We start from the raw sequence: 25512 nt of genomic DNA, 5'->3' as shown, positions 1-25512 counted from the left end.
ACAATAAGGCCAACTCTCATGAGTTGGCCTTATTTCTTTCAAAACAATTGTTTTTTACTATTGCTCTTCACGCTTAAATACTAATTCTTTCGCCGTTGATTCCGCTTCTACAAAATAGTAACCCGCGGTATCAAATTCTTTTAATGCTTGAATCGATGTGATTTGATTATCAAGAATGTAACGTGCCATCATGCCACGGGCTTTTTTAGCGTAAAAGCTGATCACTTTATAATTACCGTTCTTACAATCTTTAAAAACTGGCGTGATCAGTTGGGCATTCAACTTCTTCGGTTTCACCGATTTAAAATATTCGTTAGATGCAAGGTTGATCAAAATATCATCGCCCTGCTCTGCTAATGCTTGGTTCAATTTATCGGTGATGATATCCCCCCAAAATTGATACAAGTTAGTACCGCGAAGGTTCGCCAATTTCGTTCCCATCTCTAAGCGGTAAGGTTGCATCAAATCTAATGGACGCAATAAACCATATAAACCAGAAAGTATACGCAAATGCTGTTGAGCATAAGCAAACTGTTCTTCTGTCATCGTTTCAGCTGCAAGACCAGTATAAACATCACCTTTAAAAGCCAATATTGCCTGACGAGCATTGTCTTGCGTAAATTGTGGCTGCCAGTCGGCAAAACGAGCAGCATTCAAACCTGCAATTTTATCGCTGACTTTCATCAAGCTTGCAATATCCATTGGCGTAAGTTCACGACATACATCAATCAGTTCAGCAGAATGATCCGTAAGCTCTGGTAAGGTAAATGTTGATGTTGCCAATGGCGATTCATAATCAAGGGTTTTAGCGGGGGAAACCACAATTAACATAAGGCTTTTTCCTTTAAAGTCTGACTTAAAAAGACTAACACTAAACAATAAAAAAGCCACTTAGAAACTAGGTGGCTTTAGTTATTTCAATAATAGGCTTTAACAATGATTATGATTTCTGCTTATCCCAGATCCCTTCTTCCAGTTGCGCATGTAGCTCTGGATAATCATTTCTATCAAACGTCGGCACCTTACCCAAAGATAACTGTTTATTATAATCAGTGGCCAACTTCACCACAGTGCCTGACAGTAAAACAATCGCGACTAAGTTAATCAGTGCCATCATTCCCATTGATACATCAGCCATTGCCCATACCGTTGGAAGATCAGCTAACGCTCCAAACATCACCATAAATAGCACTACAACACGAAAAATATTCAATCCAATTTTATGGTTATGCTCAAGAAAAATAAGGTTGGTTTCAGCATAAGAATAATTAGCAATGAGTGATGTAAACGCAAAGAAGAAAATCGCAACAGCAATAAACACAGAGCCCCAGTCACCGACTTGTGAGCTTAAGGCGCGCTGAGTTAACTCAATCCCTGTCACCTCACTATGGGGAACATATTCGCCTGACATTAAAATAATTGCTACAGTGGATGAACAGATCACCATTGTATCCATAAACACACCGAGCATTTGCACATATCCCTGCGAAGCAGGATGGGGCGGATAAGGTGTTGCAGACGCTGCCGCATTCGGTGCAGATCCCATGCCGGCTTCATTCGAAAATAATCCACGTTTTAATCCATTAATCATTCCTTGCGCGATGGTATAACCCAATGCACCCGATGCCGCTTCTTCTAGACCGAAAGCACTACGAAAAATCATCATGATAATGTCAGGCAGTTTTTCAATGTTGATCGCCATAATATAAAGGGCAAGCAACAGATAACATAATGCCATTGCAGGAACTAAAATTTCAGCCGTTCTTGCGATAGTACGCAAACCACCAAAAATGATCACTCCAGTCATGATCACAAGACCAATCCCAACATATATCGGTGACCAGCCAAAAGCGACGAGAGCGGCCTGACTTATCGAGTTAGCTTGAACCGAGTTAAACACTAAACCAAAAGCAATGATCAAAAAGACCGAGAACATAACGCCCATCCAGCGCATGCCTAGCCCTTTTTCCATATAGTACGCAGGACCACCACGATAATTACCATCATCATCGCGGGTTTTATAAAGCTGAGCTAAGGCACTTTCAGCAAAAGCGGTCGCCATCCCAAGCATAGCGATCAGCCACATCCAAAAGATCGCGCCGGGGCCGCCCAAGGTTAAGGCCACAGCTACTCCCGCCATGTTACCGGTGCCGACTCTAGCTGCTAAGCTCGTACATAATGCTTGGAAGGAAGAAATTCCTGCACTGTCTGATTTGCGACTGTTTTTCATCACCTTAAACATATGTCCAAAATGACGGAACTGGATAAAGCTCAAACGATAGGTAAAGTAAATACCGACTCCTATCAGTAAATAAATTAATACCGAGCCCCAAAGTAAGTCATTTAAAAAGGTAATTTGGCTGGACAAGTGGGTTCCTTCTACAACGCAGTACGTATTGAATAAATAATGGCAATGGATGTGGTATCCACCCCAGCAACGCAAACTAAATCATTACAATTTAGTAACTAAACAAAGCAATTACACATTGATATCCCCTCTCTTATTCTTGTAGCTCTATTATGAGTGGGTATATCAAAAAAATTTTATTCATTATCACATGAAATACAATAAGGGTATATTTTTTAAGTAAATACCTAAAATCTTCCAGCTAAATCCAAACATAAATAAAGTCTAACCGCGAGTTTTTTTCTTTTATTTTCGGTCATAAAAAGGATATTTTTGACTTTTAGCACATAAAAATTTCATCTTTAAGCAACAAATGAGAAACACTTCAATTTTACTCTACCCCATAGTGTGATAATTAATGACCTTATAGCTTATATTTAGCTATATCATAGGAAGAGGTGCTTTATGGATAGCTTTGCATTAGATGATATGTTCACAACAGAAACCGTCTCTCGTCGCTCTCGAGCAAAACCTGAAAAACGTAAATGGCGTGAAATTGAAGCCTTAAAAGATCGTCAACGACTTCGCCGTGAGCTTCAAGATATGGATATGTGCGGCAGTTACAATGCCGATGAATTCGACTTTTAATACATCGTTCCAGACTAAAAAAATAAAACGCCAGCATTTTGCTGGCGTTTTGTTTACAGAAAAAATTCGTTTATAACTGCCAATTAATCGATGATTTTCCCATTTCAGCGAGTAACTGATTAGTTTTAGAAAAGTGCTGACAACCAAAAAAGCCACGATATGCAGATAACGGTGATGGATGCGCAGAATGTAAAACATGATGACGATCCGTATCTATCTTTTTACCTTTTTTCTGAGCATGTGCACCCCACAGTAAAAAGATCACTCCCTCTGTATTATCGTTAATATATTCAATCGCACGATCGGTAAATGTTTCCCAACCAATCTTAGCGTGAGAATGCGCGTTACCTTGCTCTACTGTTAGAACGGTATTTAGTAATAAAACACCTTGCTCTGCCCACGGTTGTAAATAACCATGTTCGGGAATAGTAAAACCGTCGATATCAGTGGCTAACTCTTTATACATATTTACCAGTGACGGTGGAGTTTTCACACCTGACAATACCGAAAAGCTAAGACCATGGGCTTGCTTAGGTCCGTGATATGGATCTTGACCTAAGATCACGACCTTGGTTTTCTCAAGTGGCGTACTGGTAAACGCATTAAAGACATCTTCTTGAGGAGGATAAACCACTTTACCAGCATTACGAGCAGCATCGACAGCCTGCTCAATATCGGTGAAATACGCTTGCGTTTGTTGCTGCGCTATAAAAGTAGACCAACTGGCGGTCATAAATCGTTCCTCATTTATAATCTGTACTGCATAAGGGTATCAAAAAAAGGGAAAGCATAAGAGGAAGATCATTGCTTCCTCTTTACTTGCTCTATATATAGTTACTTTTCTACTGAAAACGCACGCAAAGTGGCAATTTCTTGATGCCAAATATCAGGATTAATTGTTTCTAAAATAAGAGGCATATGATTAAAACGATCATCTTGCATGATATAGCGGAAACAATCCCAGCCAATCGCTCCTTCACCTAAACTATGGTGGCGATCTAAATGACTACCTAAATCACCTTTGGAATCATTTAAGTGCATACCTCGGAGATACTGCATTCCAACAACATCATTAAATTCAACAAAAGTTCGATCTGTTGCAGCTTCAGTGCGTAAGTCATATCCAGCCACAAAGGTATGACAGGTATCAATGCAGACACCTACCCGCGTTTTATCTTTAACTTGATCGATGATTTCCGCTAAATGTTCAAACCGCCAACCTAAATTTGAACCTTGTCCCGCAGTATTTTCGATCACTGCAACCACATCACTTACTTGTTCATGCGCAAGATTTATTGACTCAGCGATCAACTTTAAACACTTTTTTTCAGAAATTTTTTTTAAATGACTCCCCGGATGGAAGTTTAAAAGGTGCAATCCAAGCTGTTTACAACGCGACATTTCATCAATAAAAGCAACACGTGATTTTTCTAACTTTTCAGCCTCTGGTGCACCTAAATTAATCAAATAAGAGTCATGTGGCAAAATAGCATTGGCATTAAATTCTAATTGAGAGCAACGAGCTTTAAACGCAGTAATAGCATCACCCTCTAATGGCTTAGCCACCCACTGACGCTGATTTTTAGTAAATAGAGCAAAAGCATTTGCACCAATTTTTTCAGCATTTACTGGCGCATTAAATACACCACCAGCTGCAGAAACATGAGCACCAATCAATTTCATAACAATTTTCACCTCATTTATATCACTTGGCATTTCAGGTCAAAACGAAACATTTAGCAAACATTACAATCACAACCAACAATCAATAATGTTGAAAAATAATAACATTTTGATATTAAACTATTTTTTATAGCTTAAAATTTATTCTTGATTCCCCCTTAAAATGGCGTTAGATTGACTTAGCTCAATAAAACAGCCCTACTTTATTTAAGGTTTTTTGTTGTAATTTGATCTACATCAATGCACAAGTAGGCGCACTGAGTTAAGAGTAAATAAATCAGCAAAACAGATTAAATTAACACCACTTCCTCGGAGATAAGTTATGATTACTGGTATTCAAATTACTAAAGCTGCAAACGACGATCTACTAAACACTATCTGGATCCTAGACAGCGAAACAAACGAAGCTCGTTGTGTATGTGCAGTATCTGGTTTTGAAACTGACCAAGTTGTTGCTCAAGCAGATCTAGGTGACATCGAGTACCGTGAGCTTGCTATCGAAGCACCAGCAAAAATCGAAGGCGGTCAGCACCTAAACGTAAACGTTCTTAAGCGTGAAACACTAGAAGATGCTGCTAAGCACCCAGAAAAATACCCACAACTAACAATCCGTGTTTCTGGTTACGCTGTACGATTCAACTCACTAACTCGTGAACAACAACAAGACGTTATCGCTCGTACTTTCACTAGCAGCCTATAATTTCCTGTTAGCTTGCCTTATTAGGTACGTAGCAATAAAAAAACGGCACTTTTAATGTGCCGTTTTTTATTTCTGTAATAACTAAATAATAAAAAAGGAGCCGAGGCTCCTTTTATTAGCGCTGTATACTGTTCGTTATGACTGTACTGAACGTAATACCGCCTTCACAGCTTCAAAATCATTATCACGCTCTAAAGATAATAATTCCATCGCATTATGCTTCGCTAATGGTGCAGGTAATGGAATATCTTTGTCTAAAATCTCATCCACGACTTCTTTAAACTTCGCTGGATGCGCAGTACAAAGGAACAAACCTGTTTCGCCATCTTTTAATTGCTCGTTAAGAATACGATAAGCAATCGCGCCATGAGGCTCACATAAATAGCCTTCTGCATCCATCTGCTTTAAGGTCTCAGCCGTTTGCTCATCTGTTACAGCACCATGACCTAGCTCACTTAGACCCCAACCTTTAAGCTGACAAAGTTCTTCGATACGTGGCCAGTTATTCGGTTGGCTAACATCCATCGCATTTGAAATAGTTGGAACGGTTACTTTTGGAGACCACTCACCCGTTTGTAAATAACGTGGAACCGTATCATTTTCATTCGTTGCCGCAATAAAGCGTTTAACGGGTAAACCTAGCGATTTAGCTAATAAGCCTGCCGTTAAATTACCAAAATTACCACTTGGTACTGAAATAACTAATTGCTCACGTTCTGCTTTAGGCAGTTGAGCAACAGCTTCAAAGTAGTAACAGATCTGCGCCATTAACCGGCTAATATTGATCGAATTCGCAGAGTTTAAACCCACTTCTTTGCGCAACTCAGCATCATCAAATGCTTGTTTCACTAGCGCTTGGCAATCATCAAATGTGCCATTCACCGCAACTGTTGTAATATTCTTACCTAATGTACAAAACAACTTTTCTTGTAATGGACTGATCTTACCCTTCGGGTACAAAATCACCACCTTGATGTTATCCATACCATAGAAAGCATGCGCAACAGCGGCACCTGTATCGCCTGATGTCGCCGTTAAAATTGTAATATCACTCTCACTATCAGACGTTACTGCTGCTAGTGATTGCGCCATAAAGCGGCCACCAAAATCTTTGAATGCTAATGTTGGACCATGGAATAATTCTAACGCATACACGCCGTCTTTTACTTTATTGATAGGTGCTGGGAATTGGAATGCACTATCAATCATTTGGCTAACAGTTTCTTCACTTAGCTCATCACCGATAAACGCGGAAAGGATCTTGCTACTACGCGTGACAAAATCCATCTCTAGCAATGCATCAATATCGCTAAATTGAGGGAGTTCTGATGGAAAGAATAGACCTTGGTTACGTCCTAATCCTTGACGTACAGCCTGACCAAATGAAACCTGTTCTTGATGTTCTTTTAGATTATACAATTTCATTGTTATAGCTCACTTCCTGTTACTTTTGCGCCCAAGCTGTCTAATCGACAAACATGAACAAATCCTTCATCATTCTGAACATAATGTTCTTCGAGCCAACGTGCAAGTCGTTTAGCGACCTCTAAATCGGTGCAAACACTAAACATAGTTGGTCCAGAGCCTGAAATACCACTCGCAATCGCCCCTGCATCTAGCGCATGCTGACGTGCTTGCGCAAAGCCAGGTAACAGCTTTTCACGGTAAGGTTCAGCCACGACATCTTTGATCATCTTCGCCGCTAATAACGGTTGGTTTGAATGACAAGCATGAATAAAACCACCTAAGTGACGACCATGTGTGATCACATCTTGGCGACGGTATTGTGCAGGTAAAATCGCACGCGCTTCGGCGGTTGGAACTTTAATTCCAGGATAGGCCATCACCCAATACCAATCATCAAAACAAGGGACTTTCTGGCTTATGATCCCGAGCTCTTCCACCATGAACTGCAATCCACCAAGAAAGCACGGTGCGACATTATCATAGTGAAGGCTACCTGAGATCTCGCCTTCCATTTCCCCCATGAGCGCTAATAACTCTGTTTCATTCAGCGGTTGATCATGGAAACGGTTAAGTGCATCTAGTGCTGCAACAATCGAACAAGCACTCGAACCTAAGCCAGATCCAATCGGCATATTTTTTTCTAATGTCACATCAACAGGGAGCAACGCGCCCCCTTTTTTATCCAGCTCTCGTGCAAACACTTGCCAGCAACGGTAGACAATATTCTCTTCAGCCTGTTGCGGCAGTTTATCAACAAACGCCCCAACGCATTGCAAACTAAAAGATGCTTGACCCGCAGCCACCTTTACTCGATCGCCCAATAAGGTGCCATCAATTGGCGATACTGCCGCGCCTAAAACATCAAAACCAACACTCACATTACCAATCGATGCCGGAGCATAAACAACAACACTCATCTTATACTCCTCGCTTCCAGCCTAATGTACGCATTAGATCGGCAAAGACACCCGCTGCAGTTACTTCCGTACCCGCACCGTAACCACGTAATACCAGCGGGATCGGTTGGTAGTAACGGCTGTAGAAAGCTAAGGCATTCTCACCATCTTTAATTTTAAACATTGGATCATCAGGGTTCACCGCAACAATTTTCACCGAGCAATGACCATTATCGATTTCACCGACATAACGCAGCACTTTATCTTCTTTTGCTGCTTCTTGAGCTAATTGAGTAAAGTATGCATCCGCTTGTGATAAACGCGCCATAAAGTCATCAACAGAGCCTGAAGCATCAAAACCTGGTGGTAGTGCTTGTTCAACATCAACGTCTGAAAGCTCTAATTCAAGCCCTGATTCACGTGCCAGAATAAGTAGCTTACGTGCCACATCCATACCTGATAAATCATCACGAGGATCGGGCTCAGTAAAGCCATTATTACGCGCAACGGTTGTCGCTTCGCTAAAGCTCATGCCTTCATCCAATTTACCGAAGATATATGACATTGAGCCAGATAAAATGCCAGAGAAGCGCTGTAATTCATCACCTGCGGCCAATAGATTCTGCAAGTTTTCAATAACGGGTAAACCTGCACCTACCGTAGTGTCATACATAAATTTACGACGGCTTAAACGTGCCGCTTGGCGTAATTGCTGGTAATAAGCCATGCTAGCCGTGTTTGCTTTCTTATTCGGTGTAATAACATGGAAGCCTGCAGCAAGGTAATCGGCATATTGCTCAGCAATAGTTTGATCCGACGTACAATCAATGATCACTGGATTGATAATGTGATTACGCTGAACAAGCTGGATCATACGAGCAAGATTGAGTGGCTCATTCACTGCCCCCATTTGATCGCGCCAGTTATCTAAGTCAAAGCCCTCACAGCTAAGGAGTAATCCTTTGCTGTTCGCCATACCGCAGACTCGAATAACAATGCCGTCATCAGCAAGTTTACTTTGCTGACGCTGGATCTGATCGATCAGCTCACCACCAACACCGCCGACACCAATCACGAAAACATCTAAGAAATGCTGGCTATTAAATAAGTTCTCATGACACGCTTTGACAGCTTCTGGCACTTTATTTTGTGGAATAACCGCTGAAATAGCACGCTCAGATGATCCTTGTGCAATCGCAACAATATTGACATCCACTTCAGCCAAAGAGGTAAAGAAACGTGATGCAACGCCGTGAGAAGTACGCATACCATCGCCAACTAAAGTAACGATAGATACGTTATCTAAAAACTCAACGGTCTCAAGCAGGCCTTCTTTTAATTCCAATTCAAAACTTTCGTTTAGCGCTTTTTCAGCTTGAACATGATCAGCCGATTCAATACAGAAACTAATGCTGTATTCAGACGATGATTGGGTGATCAACACAATAGATACACCCGCAGATGACATTGCGCCAAATACGCGTGCAGCCATACCTACCATCCCCTTCATACCAGGGCCTGATACGTTAACCATCGTAAGATCTTTTAAGGTGGTAATACCTTTAATGGCTAATTGATCTTCACCTGTGTCTTGACCAATCAATGTCCCAGGCGCTTGTGGACTAAAGCTATTTTTAATTAAACATGGAATTTGAAATTGGGCGATAGGAGCGATAGTTTTAGGGTGAAGTACAGAAGCGCCAAAGTAAGACAGTTCCATCGCTTCTTGATAGCTTAAAGATTTCAACAAGCGCGCATCAGGGACTAAGCGAGGATCACAGCTATAGACACCATCAACATCCGTCCAAATTTCACAACAATCCGCGCGTAGACATGCTGCAAGTACCGCAGCAGAATAATCAGAGCCATTACGCCCCAGTGTCACTAGCTCACCTTTGCTGTTACCTGCGGTAAAGCCCGGCATAATACAAACATGCCCTGCAGGTAATGGATCTCGTCGGAAATTCTGCGTTGAAATTTCAATATCGACATGCGCCTCAAGGTAATCACCTTCAGCGTAAAGATATTTAATCGGATCGATCAGGCTCGCAGGCTGTCCTTTCGCTTCAAGTAAAGCTTTCATCGCTGCAATAGAAAGACGTTCACCTTTACTGATGATCGTCGCATACACGTTATCAGGACATAAACCTAATAGTTTAATTCCGTGAACATACTCTTTTAATTGTCCTAGAGAGCTCGCCAGTTTTGCATCTAAAGCGGCTTTATCAAACTGAGGTTCTAAGGCTTTTAAGCCACTGAACAATTCAGTAAATACCTGTTCTAGATCGGCCAACTGTAGCGATGACTCACCGGCTTTCACAGTGTTATCAATCACTGAAACTAATTTATTTGTTACTTTCCCCGGTGCTGATAGCACCACAGAAACGTCACCTTGCTGAGCATTACTCGCAATAATATCTGCTGCTCTTAAAAATCGCTCTGCATCGGCTAATGATGAACCGCCAAATTTAAATACTCGCATTCCCTACTCCCGAGTGACTATCCTGATTTATCTAGTTATCGCATCTAGATATACTCAAATATGTGAATTTAAAATTGTTAAAAAAAAACCCGCAGCTCATTATGAGTTGCGGGCTTATTGTTAATCTTTACGTATATCAGCCCGCACCAACACCGAAGATGTTAATGGTAATAATAATGCGTGTAATGGCGTGAGAGCTGAATACATTCTTCATTGGTCTACAAATTCTTTTTTGATAATAACTTACGTTTACAGCAATCATACATTAGAGTCAATAACATCTTTACAATTGCACAACACTATAGGCGTCAAAATTAATCAATTATCAGTCACTTTTATTAACAAAAGTGGCTATTCTATTTGCAGTCATGCGGACTACGTTGCATAGTTAGGCGTGAATATATTGCATCGGGAGGAGTACCAAATGAGCGCTGCCATGGAATCATTAATTGCCCATACCATCTTACAAGGCTTTGATGCCATGTACGGTCGCTTTCTCGATGTAACAGCTGAAGCTCAAGAACGTTTTGAAAAACAACATTGGGGGCTTGTTCATAATGCTTTAAAGAAGCGTATCAACTTTTATGACCATCATGTTGAATTAGTCACAAACCAAATTCAAATTATGCTAGGTGAACGTTACGCCAATCATGATTTTTTAATGGCTGTGAAAATGGCCTACCAAGATTTACTGCTAGACTACCCTCGTTACGACATCGCTGAGAGCTTCTTCAATTCCGTATATTGCCGTATATTCAAACACCGAAATATTAATCGCGATAAATTGTTTGTTCATACTTCACAAGAAGATCGTGTTCCCCCCTACCCAACATCACTAACTCGCCACTATCGTGTTAAAACGACGCTGAGTGCGATGTTTGAAAGAATGCTTGATGACACGCCATTTACGTTAACTTGGCAAGATAAATCGAGAGATACCCAGCTACTACTCAAACACTTGCAACGGGATCTGGGTAATAAGTTCGATCAAGATACAACGCTAGAGCTTATTCGTGAGCCTTTTTATCGTAATAAAGCCGCCTATTTGATCGGAAAACTCACATTCTCTAATGGCGATTTCTGTCCCTTTGTCGTTCCGATTTTAAACAATAGCAGTCATGAAATTTATCTGGATGCGTGTATTTGTGATGTAAATGATGTCAGTATTATTTTTGGCTTTGCGCGCTCATATTTTATGGTTTATGCACCAGCACCTGCCGCATTAGTGCGTTTCCTTTCACAGTTAATTCCCAATAAAACCCTTGCTGAACTTTACACAGCGATTGGCTGCCAAAAACACGGAAAAACAGAGTTTTACCGTGAATTCTTAGCCCATTTAGCGACTACTGACGATCAGTTTGTCATAGCCCCTGGAATAAAAGGCATGGTGATGTCGGTATTTACTCTGCCATCTTATGATTTTGTCTTTAAGATTATTAAAGATAAATTTGCCCCTCAAAAGGATATAAGCCACAACACTGTCAAAGAAAAGTATCAGTTAGTAAAAGAGCATGATCGTGTTGGTCGTATGGCGGATACGCAGGAGTATCGTAATTTCTGTTTTCCTCGAGAGCGTTTTAGTGAAGAGTTAATCAAAGAACTACAGTCTATCGCTCCCTCAATCGTTACGCTGACTGATGATACGGTTATGATTGAGCATTTATATATGGAGCGACGCATGGTGCCGTTTAATCTCTATATCGAAAAAGCAGACGATGATGAACTACGCTATGCCATTAATGAATATGGCGAAGCTATAAAGCAGTTAGCGGCAGCTAATATTTTTCCTGGTGATATGCTATTTAAAAACTTTGGCGTGACTCGACATAAACGTGTGGTGTTTTATGATTATGACGAAATCACCTACATGACAGAGATGAATTTTCGTAAAATTCCACCACCGAGATACCCAGAAGATGAACTGGCAGCAGAGCCTTGGTATAGCGTAGGAATCAATGATGTCTTTCCCGAAGAGTTTCGTACTTTTTTATTAATAAACCCCAAAGTACGCACATTATTTGACGAACTACATAGTGATCTATTTGAAGCAAGCTATTGGCAAAAGCTACAACAGAATATAACTGAGGAAAATTATCCCGATGTGACCCCTTATCCATCTGAATATCGATTCCATCAGCATTAATGAACCGTACAAAAATCACCAGAAAATTGTAATAATGAAAGCGCTTTTTACATAAAATAAGCGTACTGGCTCATACAAATGTGAAACAGGGTGTCTATTTCTCAAATCTGAAATGCCATTTTATCTACGAATACTCTAAGGTTAATAATATAAAATTATAATTAGAGATAATGGTATGGTGAGATTATTATTATGGATGATTTTATTATTCGGGATTCAGCCTGTATTTGCCTCTGAATACGATGACTTCGAACTCACTTATAATGGCAATAAAGAACAATCCTCAGGATGGTTTTTATCGTCACAACCACGCCATCAACAAGCATTTGACGTTTGGCAAATTGACAGCGGGTACGCTTATACTATTACAAAAAATACTCAACTTTATTTAAGTACCCAATTAACATCAGGTACAGTTATCCAGCGAGGGTCTAGAGGTATTGCATCAGGTGTTAAATATAATCTCACGCCCAAAGTCAGCCTACAAAGTGAAATAAATACTGCATCTACTAACGAGAATACAAAGTTAGGGATAGAGGTCAGTAGTCAATATGATGTATCAGACCAACTAAACCTTAGAGCTACTGTTGATTATGAAGAACTCGAACAAGTCATAGAGTTTGGGTTAGGGTTTAACTTCTAAGTAAAAGTTAGATATTAGCCATTTAAGACAGATAAATCTAACGCTTGCTTAGACAAGATAATTCCATTTAAATCTGCATAAATATAATCACCAGGATAAACTAATTTTTCACTGATATTTAATGTCACATTAAGCTCTCCCATTTGACGCTTCACAGTCTTAATCGGACACCCTCCTAATGCTTTTACGCCTAAATCCAATGTCGATAATGTTGCTATATCACGAACGGCACCATTAACAATGATCCCTTGCCAATTATTCTTAATCGCCAACAAGGCTAATTGATCACCAAGTAACGCGCGTCGACAACTACCATGACCATCAATAAATAACACTTTACCTGTGCCATCTTGAGACAGTATATCACGAACTAAGCTATTGTCTTCAAAGCATCGGAGCGTGACACACTGCCCGTAAAAAATGTTTCTCCCACCATAATCATGGCACCCGATAGGCAAAAAGTAGATATCTTGTTCATAGTGATCGCATAAATCCGGTAGTAAATCTTTCATCACTCACTCTCCTTAGTATCAGTTAATTTCATCAATACTCACCTTGTCTAACATCAAAAAGAAAATTAACAATCTTACCTACCTCTTTGTGGTTAAACGCAGAAAACAACACTGCTCGAAACAAAGCTGCGTTATAAACAAAATAGCTATGTAGAAGACGTATCAACAGCTTTTTTGCGCCAATCTAATAAAAAATCAGGTTTAAATTCATCACACATAAAACATGCAACATAACGACGCCAATGTTACAATTAAAAACATAACGTAAATAACATGTTGTAGTTAATGTAAGTTATAGCTCGAAAAACACACAATCGGTATGTTTTTCATGAACATTTAACTTGGAAGTAATCTACTTACTATAGTTTTTTCGATATTGTTAAAAATAAGAGTGAATAATCTATCTTTGCTCATTCTGTTTGATATAAATCAACAAATATATAAATAGCTATACTAAACAAACGTACAACATTGTTAGAGAGCTGTTAAGTGAATACAATCGCTGCATCAATTAGGGAGAGTGTAGCCAACACCTCAATATATGAGGTATTTCGATAGTTTTTATTATCGGGAAAAGGATGGTGTACCAACATAGGCAGCGATTTCGTAACAAATAAGTATTCTTGTTAATACTTTGCCTATATGTGAATTTTTTTTATAGAATTTAACTTACTCTGTTCATGCAGATTTGTTTTTTGATATTAGGTACTGCCAATGCAATCCCCTCACATTCTTATTGTAGAAGACGAGCACGTAACACGTAACACCCTAAAAAGTATTTTTGAAGCGGAAGGTTACACAGTTTTTGAAGCTAACGATGGCGCAGAAATGCACCAGATGCTTTCTGAGAACCCTGTTCACCTTGTGATCATGGATATTAATCTACCAGGTAAAAATGGTCTTCTACTTGCTCGTGAGCTTCGTGAACAAGGCGATATGGCGCTAATGTTCTTAACAGGTCGTGACAACGAAGTAGATAAGATTCTTGGTCTTGAAATTGGTGCTGATGATTACATTACGAAACCTTTCAACCCTCGTGAATTAACTATCCGCGCACGTAACTTACTGACTCGTGCTATGAACCAAGGTCTTCCGACTGAAGATAAAAAATTGGTTGAGCGTTACGAGTTCAACGACTGGTCTCTTGAAATCAACAGCCGCTCTTTAGTAAGTCCAAATGGCGATCAATACAAGTTACCACGCTCTGAGTTCCGTGCACTACTTCACTTCTGTGAAAATCCAGGCAAGATCCAAACTCGTGCAGATCTTCTTAAGAAGATGACTGGTCGTGAGCTTAAGCCACATGACCGTACGGTTGATGTAACTATTCGTCGTATCCGTAAACACTTCGAATCAGTTGCTGATACACCAGAGATCATTGCAACAATTCACGGTGAAGGTTACCGTTTCTGTGGCGATCTTGGCGAAGAGTAATTCGTTAAGTTCAGACCATCATAAAAAAGGCTCCTAAGGAGCCTTTTTTATATTTAATGCATTACCATCACCTTATTTTTCGTACTGCTTTAACCATAATTTCAGTACATCAATATCGTTTTGGTAACCATTTTTAATTTCATCAACCCAGTCATTAATGTTTTCCCACCAAGCAGGAAGTTCAGGAGACTGTGCTTTTTGTGCGACTTGCTGAATGTGCTTTAAACCGATAGATCCTGCTGCGCCTTTAATTTTATGTGCTTCAAACTTGATCCCATCTTGATCTCTTGCAACCATATTTGAATCTAAAATAGCAATATAATCAGGCATCATTTTTTCAAACATTTCAATACTTGCATAAACAGGTTTAGTGCCAACGATCTCGACATATGATGTTAGCATTTCCAAATCCAGTAATTTATCAACCATGGTATCACTCGGCTTAGAAGACTTTGTTTCTGTTTCAACCAGAGTTGTGACTTCATCTTCTTCATAGCTACAACTTAATACTAAATTTTCAATCACACTAGTAATAGCTTTTACACTTAATGGCTTACTCAGTGCTTCATCCATACCTTTATTAAGGTATTCGGTTTTATCACTGATCACATTTGCCGTTAGCGCAACTAATGCTGGCAAATCTTGGTATCTTTCTCGTAGTTTCTGCGCAATATCAAAGCCAGTCATATCTGGTAATTGAATATCTAACAGGACCAAATCATAATCTTCTGGTTTAAACATGGCTAAGGCTTCATCACCTCGCATTGCCACCGTCACTTCATGACCTAAACTTTCAAGCAAGGATTTAGCGACCGTGATATTTAACTCAATATCTTCCACCATGAAGATACTTAAACCGGTAAGTTCTGGTTTTACTTCAGTCACGATTTCTTCTTCAATAACGTCTTCCACTAACGGAACACGAATTTTCACCGTAAAGGTACTACCTTCACCCACTTCAGAATGAACAGCTATGTCTCCCCCCATAAGCTGAACGAGCTGACGAGAAACGGCTAGACCAATCCCTGTACCTACAGCGTGAATATTATCGTCACCTTGCTTCACCTGATAATACATTGCAAAAATATTATCGATTTCAGACTTAGGTATGCCAACACCACTATCTTCTACTTCAAAGATAATGTCAGCATCATGCTCATGAATTTCACTGCTAACCGATAAAATCACGCCACCTTGTTTAGTAAACTTGGTAGCATTACCGATTAGATTCCACAATACTTGACGCAATCGCGTACTGTCGACTTCAATATTTTTTGGCAGTTCAGTTAGGCACTCTAGGTCAAAACGCAACCCTTTCTGCTCAGCCATTAACTGAGAAATATTTCCCATTTCATCAATGAACTCATTGAAATCCAATGGTTTTGGCATCAACTCTAAACGACGACGATCTGATTTATCTAAATCAATAATATCGTTAAAGATATTTCCTAAGGTGATAGCACTAACATGTACGGTACGTAAATAGCCACGTTGCTCATCAGTAAGATCTGTATCCAGTAACATACGACTTAAACCCACAATACCATTGAGTGGGGTGCGTAATTCATGGCTAATGGTTGAAATAAATGAGGTTTTATCGCTACTGGCTTTTTCTAACGCATCTTCATATTTTTTACGTTCAGTAATATCACGCCCAAAGCCCATTAGACCAAGGCGACGTCCATTGCGGTTATAAAATGGCACTTTACGAAGTTCAAATAACGCACGTTTACCATTTGGATAAACTAACCACTGCTCATCCGTCATTGCACTATTTTCATTAAACACTTCTTCATCTGTTTTAATGATTTTCTTCGCAACTTCTTCGGGATAAACATCCCAAGGTGTTAAACCAACAAGCTCTTTTTCTGTTTTACCAAGCAACTCTGACATTGCTCGATTACACCCTGAGAACTGATTTTTTTCATTGCGGTAGTAAATCAAATCAGGTGAAGCATCTAAGAAAGACTTTAATAACGCACTTTGCTCTGCCACAGCAAGTTGAGCATTCTCACGCTGATAGACCTCATTTTCGAGATCATGCATCGCTTCTTCTCGTGCTTCTTCCGCTTTTTCTCTTTCTTCTATTTCTTGATTTAGCTGCGCAACATTGTCTTGAAGTTGCTTGTTTAACTCCATGTCTCGCGAGCGCATCTCTTCCAATTTAGTGACTAACTTCGATAAGCGTTGACGTGAGTCTTCTAACTGATCGACCACAACAGATAGAAAGTAAACGGCCCAAGGCGTTATTAATAAACCAAATGTCACCGAACGTACGATATCAATATCATTCACGGTGCCATTTAGCACTAACGTCACACTAACCTGAACAACAACGGCTAATGCAACCAAGGCTAACGCAAGGAGTAAACTAAAACGAACGATCCCCAGTTTAACCATAAGATCGACATAAAACTGAGCTAATATTTTGACTTGTTTCATCACTGAATACCAAAAGAAGAAAGATGCCGTCAAAGCGACGAGTAAGCCTGTTAATCATAAGCGCTGATGTTAATAGCGCCAAAATAAAAGGCTGAAACTGTAACCTTACATATAAAAAAGCCCACATTACGTAGGCTTTGTTTTATATTCTATTTTAATTGTGGTCGTTGATATACAAAAGCATCATTAATTAAACTCCCTTGCCCACCATAAGTATCTAAGTTACGTCCAATTTCAGTCATCGCTAACCAGCGATTTTCACACCACATCGGCGCCAGCAAGGTTGGCCTGCGTGCAGCTGCTGAAACGCGATGATAAATCACATCAGCAGGTGTTAATCGGATCATTTCACTTGCAATGTTTGTGTACTCTTCAAGGCTAATTGGATCTAAGCGTTCTGCTTTAAATGCTTGTCCCATTTTACTGCCTTCAACGATATGTAGTGGATGCAATTTTATCCCATCCACACCTACCGACACCACTTTACTGATCGTATCAAGGTTATCTTGTTTGGTGTCACCTGGCAGCCCAACAATTAAATGGGTGCAAACTTTAATTCCTAATGCCCGTGCACGTTGAGTAATCGTGGCATAAAATGCAAAATCATGACCTCGGTTAATCCGCTTTAATGTCTTTTCATTCGCTGTTTGTAAACCTAATTCTAACCAAATCTCATAGCCTTGCTGTACATAATCTGACAGTAATTGTAATACCGCATCAGGAACACAATCAGGTCGAGTTCCCACACATAACCCTACAATATCAGCCGTTTTTAATGCCTCTTCATACATTTTCTTTAGCGTTTGAACTTCAGCATAAGTACTTGTGTAAGCTTGAAAATAAGCTAAATAACGTTTTGCACGATGAATTTCATCGGCACGCTCTATTAATTGCTGTTGAATGGGTAAAAACTGGGTATTTTCATCCGCAAAAGAGGCCACATTACAAAATGTACAACCACCCCGACCAATCGTTCCATCGCGATTAGGACAGCTAAAACCACCGTGCAAAGTTAACTTGTGGACTTTTTCGCCATAACGGCGCTGTAGGTCTTGACCAAATGTATTAACGAGTTCGTGCAGTTGCATTGATTTACCTGATTGCAAATAAATAGCTGTAAAGACCGCGATGACTAGCGAGCAATATTAAAAAAGAGTCGCAAGATAGCATCAATTACAAGTAATAAATTTGTGCTAAAACAAACAAAGTCCTTTCCTTTCCTCAACAAAAAAGACACTTAATCGTAAATAAAATACAAAAAAGATTCCCTTACAACGCAATGTTGTCTTCTTATAAATCATCACTCAACGAACGTTTTTTGCAATTAAACTCAACTGCGAATAATTATCATCGCTAAAAAGGCTTTTTTATGTTTAACAATGCAAAAAAATAGCAATATTATGATATTCAAGTGTTAATTTTTATTGGTAATTAATGTATCAAAATTGTAGGATAGTTACACTTGTGTGCAATTTATGAACAATGAAAGCGACACCATCACCCTACTTTAAAGTGATTTGTGTCGACCATTCTCAATAAATACAGTGTATTCGTTCATAGCAAAGCGAAACAGCAAAATTAAGTTTGCCAATACGGACGATTTTATCTTTGTGCAGACACTCAATCATGTTAGGTAGAACAGGATAGTTCATTTCAATACCGCATGGTTGTGACAATAAATTAGGGATAACCAAGCCTTAGGAATATGGCTTGATGCAACTGGAAGGATGTATCTATGACAGATCAAGAGCTGAACGTTCAGGGACTTTATGTGCCTGAAATGGAGCATGATGCCTGTGGTATCGGCTTTGTCGCCCACCTAAAAAACCGTAAGTCTCACCAGATTGTTACTCAGGCTCTCGATATGCTAGCGCGTATGGAGCACCGTGGCGGTCAGGGTTGTGATCCATGCAGTGGTGATGGGGCCGGTATTTTACTGCAAAAGCCCCACGAATTCTTATTAGAAGAAGCACTTACTCTAGGTATTAAATTACCGGCCTTCGACAAATATGGCGTCGGTGTTGTGCTATTTCCAAAAGATGAACATAAACGCCAGCAATGTCGTGAGATCTTAGAACGTAACGCTGAACGCCTTGACCTTGAAGTCATCGGCTACCGTGTGCTTCCAGTTGATAACTCAATGATCGGTGAAGATCCATTGAGCACAGAGCCACAATTTGAGCATGTATTCATCACTGGTGGCGCCAGCTTAGATCCAGCCGTATTAGAGCGTAAACTTTATGTATTACGTAACTATACCGTACGTGTTTGTCTGGAAAGCGTATCGAACATTGGCGATGACTTCTACATCAACTCTCTGTCATACAAAACTCTAGTTTACAAAGGTCAGTTAACTACAGAGCAAGTACCTCAGTACTTCCTTGATCTCCAAAACCCAACGATGGTGACTGCGCTTGCATTGGTTCACTCTCGTTTCTCTACCAATACATTCCCACGTTGGCGCTTAGCACAGCCTTTCCGTTACATAGCTCACAACGGTGAAATCAATACCGTTCGTGGTAACTTGAACTGGATGAAAGCACGTGAAGCGATCCTTGAGTCTGATTTGTTTAGTCAGCAAGAAATCAATATGCTATTGCCAATCTGTCAGGAAGGTAGTTCGGATTCGTCTAACTTCGATATGGCACTAGAGCTATTAGTACTTTCTGGTCGTAGTTTGCCACACGCTTTAATGATGCTTATCCCTGAAGCATGGCAAGAAAACAAAAACATGGATCCTAAGCGTCGTGCTTTCTATCAGTACCACGCCAATATTATGGAACCATGGGATGGCCCAGCCTCTGTTTGTTTCACCGATGGTGTTCAAGTAGGTGCAACGCTTGACCGTAATGGTCTACGTCCATCACGTTATACCGTGACTAAAGATGACTTCCTTGTTATGGCATCAGAATCAGGCGTTGTTGAAATTGAACCTGAAAATGTCCAATTCCGTGGTCGTCTACAACCAGGTCGTATCTTCGTTGCTGATCTAGAGCAAGGTCGTATTATTTCTGATGAAGAAGTAAAAGACAGCATTGCTACAGCACAACCATATGAGCAATGGGTTAAAGATAATTTATTAAGCCTAAAGACGCTTCCTGAAGCTGATAATATGCATCATCAGCCAACACCTGAACGTTTATTACATCATCAACAAGCGTTTGGTATGAGTTCAGAAGAAGTGAACGATATTATCGTTCCCTTAGCGAAAACTGCTTATGAGCCACTAAGTGCGATGGGTGCAGACTGGCCGCTAGCCGTGCTTTCTCATCAATCCCAGCACTTATCAAACTACTTTAAACAGCTATTTGCACAGGTGACTAACCCGCCAATCGATCCAATTCGTGAGCGTATGGTAATGTCATTGAATACTTACCTAGGTAAAGATCAAAACCTGCTAGCTGAAACACCAGCGCATTGTCAAAAAGTTGAACTAGAGTCTCCTGTTCTTTCTAATGCAGAACTTGAAAAAATCCGTGAGATTGATAATGAACATCTACAATCGAAAACATTGGATATTGTATTTAATGCAAGTGGCGAAGAAGGCAAACTAGAGCGTGCGCTTAAACGTATTTGTCAGTATTCAGAAGATGCTGTAGTTGATGGTTATTCAATCATTATTCTAACTGACCGTGCGGTTAACTCTAACCATGCGGCGATTCCTGCAATGCTGGCTGTTGGCGCAGTTCACCACCATCTGATCCGTAAAGGTCTTCGTGCTAAATGTGACATCGTAGTTGAAACTGGCGACGCACGTGAAACCCACCACTTTGCAACGTTAGTTGGTTATGGCGCAAACGCAATTAACCCGTATCTAGTCACTGAAACACTGGTTGATTTACAACGCAAACGTAAACTGGACCCTGAATTACCGACAGACACTCTATTTGATAACTACCGTAAAGGGGTTAACGGTGGTCTGCTTAAAATCTTCTCTAAGATGGGAATTTCAACGCTACAGTCATACCACGGTGCACAAATTTTCGAAGCGCTAGGTATTAGTAGATCTGTGGTTGATAAGTACTTCACTGGTACTGTAACGCGTATTCAAGGTTTAACGATTGATGATATTGCTCAAGAAGTCTTAGTCCGTCATCGTGTCGGTTACCCTACTCGTGAAATCCCAGTACAAGTACTTGATGTCGGTGGTGTATATCAGTGGAAACAACGTGGTGAGAAACACTTGTTTAACCCTGAAACCATTTCACTGCTGCAACAATCAACGCGTGAAAAAGATTACGCGCAATTTAAGCAATATGCGAAAGCAGTTGATGATCAAGGTGATAACGCTGCAACACTACGTAGCCAACTTGATTTCATCAAAAACCCTGCAGGCTCTATTCCACTCGAAGAAGTAGAACCAACCGAAAATATCCTTAAGCGCTTTGCAACAGGTGCAATGAGCTTTGGTTCAATTTCTTACGAAGCGCACTCAACACTGGCTGTTGCGATGAACCGCATCGGTGCGAAATCTAACTCTGGCGAAGGTGGTGAAGATCCAATTCGCTTTGAGAAAAAAGGCAACGGTGATTGGGAACGTTCTGCAATCAAGCAGGTCGCATCCGGTCGTTTCGGTGTAACCTCTTACTACCTAACTAACGCTGACGAGCTGCAAATCAAGATGGCTCAAGGTGCGAAACCGGGGGAAGGTGGTCAGTTACCAGGTGATAAAGTCGATGATTGGATCGGTGCAACCCGTCACTCCACCCCAGGAGTTGGCTTAATTTCTCCACCGCCTCACCATGATATTTACTCAATCGAAGACTTAGCCCAGCTGATCTACGATTTGAAAAATGCTAACCGTGCAGGTCGTGTGAACGTCAAACTGGTATCAGAAGCTGGAGTAGGTACGATTGCATCAGGTGTAGCAAAAGCAAAGGCTGACGTGGTACTTATTGCAGGTTTTGATGGTGGTACAGGTGCATCTCCAATGTCATCGATTCGCCACACAGGTTTACCGTGGGAATTAGGTCTGGCAGAAACGCATCAAACGCTACTGAAGAACGGCTTACGTAACCGTATCGTTGTGCAGTCTGATGGTCAGATGAAAACACCTCGAGACCTTGCTATAGCGACTCTACTGGGTGCCGAAGAATGGGGTGTGGCAACAGCTGCACTGGTTGTTGAAGGCTGTATAATGATGCGTAAGTGTCACAAGAATACTTGTCCTGTTGGTATCGCAACACAGAACAAAACATTACGTGAACGCTTTGATGGCCGTGTAGAAGACGTTGTGACTTTCTTCCAATACATGGCAGAAGGTTTACGTGAAGTAATGGCTGAACTTGGCTTCCGCACGATTGAAGAAATGGTCGGACAATCTCATAAACTGAAAGTTCGTGATAATGTCAGTCATTGGAAATACAAGAACCTCGATCTTAGCCCAGTGCTTTATGTTGAAAAACCACGTGCTGAAGATGGTATTTACAACCAACGTCCTCAAGATCACGGTTTGGACAACGTACTTGACCGTCAACTCATTGAACTTGCACAGCCAGCACTAACAGAAGGTAAAGCAGTCAACGCTGAATTGCCTATCATCAATACCGATCGAAGTGCAGGCACTATGCTGTCGAATGAAATTTCGAAAGTATACAAAGATAACGGATTACCACAGCCGATGAATGTGAAGTTCTTTGGTTCAGCAGGTCAAAGCTTCGGTGCATTCCTTGCTAAAGGGGTGAAATTTGAAGTTGAAGGCGATGCAAACGACTACTGGGGTAAAGGTCTATCAGGCGGTACGCTAGTACTCTACCCTGATGCGAAATCTGACATCGTTGCTGAAGATAACATCGTTGTGGGTAACGTTTGCTTCTATGGTGCAACATCTGGTGAATCTTACATTCGCGGTCTTGCTGGCGAGCGTTTCTGTGTTCGTAACTCTGGCGCACAAGTTGTGGTTGAAGGTGTAGGTGACCACGGTTGTGAGTACATGACGGGGGGGGTTGCCGTTATTCTTGGTCAAACAGGTCGTAACTTTGCTGCCGGTATGAGCGGTGGTGTTGCTTATGTTTGGGATCAATTTGATGACTTTGAAACCAAATTAAACTCTGAGTTAGTCGATTTAGATCCAATCGAAAAAGAAGATCAAGCATTGCTACTGAACATGCTAACTAAACATGTTGCATTAACAGGTAGTACGGTTGCAGAACTTTTCCTATCTAACTTCGAAGATAACTTGAAGAAGATGGTAAAAGTTATGCCAAGGGATTACAAAGCCGTATTACTAAAGCGTAAAGCTGAAGCTAAAGCTCAAGCTCAAGCTCAAGCTCAAGACAAGGAAGCGTTGGAGGCAATCAATGGGTAAGCCAACTGGATTTTTAGAATTTGGCCGTGAATTGCCAAATAAAATGGATCCGAGTGTTCGTATCCAAGACAACAAAGAATTCGTTTTAAACGACGAATTTGGTGACAAGATCAATGAACAGTCATCACGCTGTATGGATTGTGGTGTACCGTTCTGTCATAACGCTTGTCCTATTGGAAATATCATTCCTGAATTTAATGATGCGGTTTACCGTGATAGCTGGGAGGAAGCGTGGAACATTCTAAGTTCAACCAATAACTTCCCAGAATTTACGGGGCGTGTGTGTCCAGCCCCTTGTGAAAGTGGCTGTGTATTAGGTATCAACCAAGATCCCATCACGATTTGTAATATCGAGAAAACGATTGTTGAAACCGCTTACCGTGAAGGTTATGCCAAACCAAAAACACCACGTTCGCGTACAGGTAAAACCATTGCTATCATCGGTTCAGGTCCTGCTGGTTTATCTGCCGCAGAGCAGCTAAACAGCGCAGGTCACACCGTGACTGTGTTCGAACGTGATGAAAAAGTCGGTGGTTTACTACGTTTTGGTATTCCTGACTTTAAGCTAGGTATGGATATCATTGATCGTAAAATTAACCTAATGGCTGAAGCTGGCGTTAAATTTGAAGTTAACGCGCATATTGGTGTCGATATCAATGCTAAGCAATTACGCCAAGACTTTGATGTCGTGTTGCTTACAGGCGGTTCAACCGTCCCTCGTAACCTACCAATCCCAGGTCGTGAACTACATGGCGTGCATTTTGCGATGGAATTCCTTGGTCAAAATAACCGTCGTGCTAACAATATGGATTTAAAAACCGAAGAAATCCACGCCCAAGGTAAACATGTTGTGGTTATTGGTGGCGGTGATACAGGCTCTGACTGTGTGGGTACTTCTAACCGCCATGGAGCAGCAAGTATTACTCAAGTTGAGATCATGCCTGTTCCACCAGAAAAGCGTCCAGCGAATCAGCCATGGCCGTCATACCCAATGATCATGAAAACATCAACTTCACATGAAGAAGGTTGTGATCGTTACTGGAATATCTTGACGAAAGAGTTTATCTCTGATGATAACGGTAATGTGAAAGGCTTACGTGTTGCTGATATTGTTTGGCAAGAAGCAAAACCAAGCGAGCGCCCAGGGTTTGATGAAGTTGAAGGTTCAGAGCGTGTCATTGCCTGTGATCTTGCTTTCTTAGCTATGGGCTTCTTACACCCAGAGCCAACGGGTGTGTTAGCTCAACTTGATATCGCATTAGATGAGCGTGGTAATGTTGCAACTGAAGATTTTGCGACTAACCAAGCTGGTGTATTTGCGGCAGGTGATATGCGTACCGGTCAGTCATTGGTTGTACGTTGTATTAACGAAGGTCGAGAGTCTGCTCGTGCAGTTGATGCTTACCTTATGGGTAATACAAACCTTGAAGCAAAAGCTGATTCATTAATGCTTTCTTAACTTCTCCTTAAAGTTAATTTTTCATTTAAAGCCAGCTCAAATGAGCTGGCTTTTTTACTGTTATAACTCTCAATATTCAATGTTAGCCTCAACATTTACTCATACATCCCTGAAAACCTACACTTAATTATTAACAATAAGACTTTAACCTCGTCATTCGAATCAGTATAAACGCTTACCATTCACTATATTTCATTGAACTTTAAGATGTTATTACTATTTTAATGTGCATCATAATATTTAGCTCTAGTTGTTATGTCTATTTGACCTTTTTGTAAATTATGGGTACTTTGATGAATCGCAGGAAGCATACTGATGATCAGGACGATTATCATATTGATGCAGTAAA

Annotated in this window: 17 protein-coding genes; 7 read left to right on the top strand and 10 right to left on the bottom strand. The window is 40.6% G+C overall.

Features of this window, described 5'->3' with window-relative positions:
- Positions 1 to 57 precede the first annotated feature (57 nt).
- Positions 58 to 831: a peroxide stress protein YaaA gene (gene yaaA, locus SKA34_RS13880; protein WP_006646163.1), complete on the bottom strand. Its 774-nt coding sequence runs from the start codon at positions 829 to 831 to the stop codon at positions 58 to 60.
- A gap of 109 nt (positions 832 to 940) precedes the next feature.
- A complete protein-coding gene (locus tag SKA34_RS13875) occupies positions 941 to 2368 on the bottom strand; it encodes a sodium:alanine symporter family protein (RefSeq protein WP_006646162.1) in 1428 nt (475 codons plus the stop codon).
- A gap of 444 nt (positions 2369 to 2812) precedes the next feature.
- On the opposite strand from SKA34_RS13875, the gene SKA34_RS13870 reads away from it, so the two are divergent.
- Positions 2813 to 2995 (top strand): DUF3545 family protein, encoded by a 183-nt coding sequence (locus SKA34_RS13870; RefSeq protein ID WP_006646161.1) that lies wholly within the window; start codon positions 2813 to 2815, stop codon positions 2993 to 2995.
- 70 nt (positions 2996 to 3065) lie between these two features.
- Here SKA34_RS13870 and ung read toward each other — a convergent pair whose 3' ends face one another.
- Together ung and nfo are read right to left on the bottom strand one after the other, a co-directional pair.
- On the bottom strand, positions 3066 to 3728 hold the full coding sequence (ung, locus tag SKA34_RS13865) for a uracil-DNA glycosylase (protein ID WP_006646160.1): 663 nt from the start codon (positions 3726 to 3728) through the stop codon (positions 3066 to 3068).
- Positions 3729 to 3829: 101 nt separating this feature from the next.
- Positions 3830 to 4684 (bottom strand): deoxyribonuclease IV, encoded by an 855-nt coding sequence (nfo, locus tag SKA34_RS13860; protein ID WP_086004122.1) that lies wholly within the window; start codon positions 4682 to 4684, stop codon positions 3830 to 3832.
- Between the two features lie 316 nt (positions 4685 to 5000).
- Here nfo and grcA point away from each other — a divergent pair, with 316 nt between their 5' ends.
- Positions 5001 to 5378, top strand: coding sequence for an autonomous glycyl radical cofactor GrcA (gene grcA / locus SKA34_RS13855; RefSeq protein ID WP_006646158.1), 378 nt, complete (start codon positions 5001 to 5003; stop codon positions 5376 to 5378).
- A 135-nt stretch (positions 5379 to 5513) separates the two neighbouring features.
- On the opposite strand, the gene thrC is transcribed toward grcA, so the two are convergent.
- From thrC to thrA, 3 genes are read right to left on the bottom strand one after another with little or no spacing between them, the layout of a single operon-like run.
- Positions 5514 to 6803, bottom strand: coding sequence for a threonine synthase (thrC, locus tag SKA34_RS13850; protein WP_006646157.1), 1290 nt, complete (start codon positions 6801 to 6803; stop codon positions 5514 to 5516).
- 2 nt (positions 6804 to 6805) lie between these two features.
- On the bottom strand, positions 6806 to 7762 hold the full coding sequence (gene thrB, locus SKA34_RS13845; RefSeq protein WP_006646156.1) for a homoserine kinase: 957 nt from the start codon (positions 7760 to 7762) through the stop codon (positions 6806 to 6808).
- A gap of 1 nt (position 7763) precedes the next feature.
- Positions 7764 to 10223, bottom strand: coding sequence for a bifunctional aspartate kinase/homoserine dehydrogenase I (gene thrA, locus SKA34_RS13840; RefSeq protein WP_006646155.1), 2460 nt, complete (start codon positions 10221 to 10223; stop codon positions 7764 to 7766).
- Positions 10224 to 10647: 424 nt separating this feature from the next.
- Between thrA and aceK the strand changes: the two genes are divergently transcribed.
- Positions 10648 to 12366 (top strand): bifunctional isocitrate dehydrogenase kinase/phosphatase, encoded by a 1719-nt coding sequence (gene aceK / locus SKA34_RS13835; RefSeq protein ID WP_006646154.1) that lies wholly within the window; start codon positions 10648 to 10650, stop codon positions 12364 to 12366.
- Positions 12367 to 12541: 175 nt separating this feature from the next.
- Positions 12542 to 13009, top strand: a complete 468-nt coding sequence (locus SKA34_RS13830; RefSeq protein ID WP_006646153.1) for a hypothetical protein — start codon at positions 12542 to 12544, stop codon at positions 13007 to 13009.
- 14 nt (positions 13010 to 13023) lie between these two features.
- Here the strand turns inward: SKA34_RS13830 and SKA34_RS13825 are convergent, their stop codons facing one another.
- On the bottom strand, positions 13024 to 13521 hold the full coding sequence (locus SKA34_RS13825) for a putative 4-hydroxy-4-methyl-2-oxoglutarate aldolase (protein ID WP_006646152.1): 498 nt from the start codon (positions 13519 to 13521) through the stop codon (positions 13024 to 13026).
- A gap of 714 nt (positions 13522 to 14235) precedes the next feature.
- Here SKA34_RS13825 and arcA point away from each other — a divergent pair.
- On the top strand, positions 14236 to 14955 hold the full coding sequence (gene arcA / locus SKA34_RS13820; RefSeq protein WP_006646151.1) for a two-component system response regulator ArcA: 720 nt from the start codon (positions 14236 to 14238) through the stop codon (positions 14953 to 14955).
- 72 nt (positions 14956 to 15027) lie between these two features.
- Here the strand turns inward: arcA and arcB are convergent, their stop codons facing one another.
- Positions 15028 to 17397 (bottom strand): aerobic respiration two-component sensor histidine kinase ArcB, encoded by a 2370-nt coding sequence (gene arcB, locus SKA34_RS13815; protein WP_006646150.1) that lies wholly within the window; start codon positions 17395 to 17397, stop codon positions 15028 to 15030.
- Positions 17398 to 17546: 149 nt separating this feature from the next.
- Complete coding sequence (locus SKA34_RS13810; protein WP_006646149.1) at positions 17547 to 18485, bottom strand: TIGR01212 family radical SAM protein; 939 nt, start codon at positions 18483 to 18485, stop codon at positions 17547 to 17549.
- 647 nt (positions 18486 to 19132) lie between these two features.
- Between SKA34_RS13810 and gltB the strand changes: the two genes are divergently transcribed.
- Positions 19133 to 23704: a glutamate synthase large subunit gene (gene gltB / locus SKA34_RS13805; protein ID WP_006646148.1), complete on the top strand. Its 4572-nt coding sequence runs from the start codon at positions 19133 to 19135 to the stop codon at positions 23702 to 23704.
- A complete protein-coding gene (locus SKA34_RS13800) occupies positions 23697 to 25163 on the top strand; it encodes a glutamate synthase subunit beta (RefSeq protein ID WP_006646147.1) in 1467 nt (488 codons plus the stop codon). Before gltB ends, SKA34_RS13800 begins: the two co-directional genes overlap by 8 nt.
- Positions 25164 to 25512: the final 349 nt, after the last annotated feature.

Origin of the sequence: Photobacterium sp. SKA34, from assembly GCF_000153325.1 — a bacterium.
In the GTDB taxonomy this organism is placed as follows: Bacteria; Pseudomonadota; Gammaproteobacteria; order Enterobacterales; family Vibrionaceae; genus Photobacterium.
The sequence above is the reverse complement of the archived record's forward strand: the minus strand, read 5'-3'. Positions and strand labels throughout refer to the sequence as shown.

Coding starts and splice junctions, on each gene's coding strand:
- thrB (WP_006646156.1), bottom strand. CDS start 7,762: ATGAGTGTTGTTGTTTATGCTCCGGCATCGATTGGTAATGTGAGTGTT.
- gltB (WP_006646148.1), top strand. CDS start 19,133: ATGACAGATCAAGAGCTGAACGTTCAGGGACTTTATGTGCCTGAAATG.
- SKA34_RS13800 (WP_006646147.1), top strand. CDS start 23,697: ATGGGTAAGCCAACTGGATTTTTAGAATTTGGCCGTGAATTGCCAAAT.
- SKA34_RS13870 (WP_006646161.1), top strand. CDS start 2,813: ATGGATAGCTTTGCATTAGATGATATGTTCACAACAGAAACCGTCTCT.
- arcA (WP_006646151.1), top strand. CDS start 14,236: ATGCAATCCCCTCACATTCTTATTGTAGAAGACGAGCACGTAACACGT.
- aceK (WP_006646154.1), top strand. CDS start 10,648: ATGAGCGCTGCCATGGAATCATTAATTGCCCATACCATCTTACAAGGC.
- thrA (WP_006646155.1), bottom strand. CDS start 10,223: ATGCGAGTATTTAAATTTGGCGGTTCATCATTAGCCGATGCAGAGCGA.
- thrC (WP_006646157.1), bottom strand. CDS start 6,803: ATGAAATTGTATAATCTAAAAGAACATCAAGAACAGGTTTCATTTGGT.
- SKA34_RS13830 (WP_006646153.1), top strand. CDS start 12,542: ATGGTGAGATTATTATTATGGATGATTTTATTATTCGGGATTCAGCCT.
- yaaA (WP_006646163.1), bottom strand. CDS start 831: ATGTTAATTGTGGTTTCCCCCGCTAAAACCCTTGATTATGAATCGCCA.
- ung (WP_006646160.1), bottom strand. CDS start 3,728: ATGACCGCCAGTTGGTCTACTTTTATAGCGCAGCAACAAACGCAAGCG.
- arcB (WP_006646150.1), bottom strand. CDS start 17,397: ATGAAACAAGTCAAAATATTAGCTCAGTTTTATGTCGATCTTATGGTT.
- SKA34_RS13810 (WP_006646149.1), bottom strand. CDS start 18,485: ATGCAACTGCACGAACTCGTTAATACATTTGGTCAAGACCTACAGCGC.
- SKA34_RS13825 (WP_006646152.1), bottom strand. CDS start 13,521: ATGAAAGATTTACTACCGGATTTATGCGATCACTATGAACAAGATATC.
- grcA (WP_006646158.1), top strand. CDS start 5,001: ATGATTACTGGTATTCAAATTACTAAAGCTGCAAACGACGATCTACTA.